Origin of the sequence: Thermus aquaticus (genome assembly GCF_001280255.1) — a bacterium.
GTDB lineage: Bacteria > Deinococcota > Deinococci > Deinococcales > Thermaceae > Thermus > Thermus aquaticus.
Map to the genome: position 1 here is coordinate 1 of NZ_LHCI01000055.1, position 443 is coordinate 443.

General features: G+C 68.4%; 1 protein-coding gene. It reads right to left on the reverse strand.

Features of this window, described 5'->3' with window-relative positions:
- Positions 1-443, reverse strand: a 443-nt coding sequence (locus tag BVI061214_RS00335; protein WP_211256764.1) for an acyl-CoA dehydrogenase family protein, incomplete at both ends; no start/stop codon positions are given.

The following is a 443-nucleotide window of genomic DNA, read 5'->3' on the forward strand; positions in this document are numbered from 1 at the left end:
GTCGGTGGGGACGATGAAGCCCAGGACCCTACCCGCCTCGTCCTTGGCCCAGATGATGGCGATGTGGGCCAGGTTGCCGTTGGTGATCCACATCTTGGTGCCCGTGAGGACCCAGGTGTCCCCCTCGAGGCGGGCCTTGGTCTTCATGTTGCCGTGGGGGTCCGAGCCGCCGTCGGGCTCGGTGAGGCCGAAGCACCCCACCATCTCCCCCCGGGCGAGCCTGGGGAGGAACTCCCGCTTTTGCGCCTCGCTCCCGAAGGCGTAGATGGGGTACATGACCAAGGAGCTCTGGACGCTGGCGAAGCTCCTGAGCCCCGAGTCCACCCGCTCCAGCTCGTAGGCCATGAGGCCGTAGGCGGCGCTAGAGACCCCCGCCCCCCCGTACTCCGGGGGCAGGGTGGGGCCCAGGAAGCCCATCTCCCCAAATCTGGGGATCAGGTGGG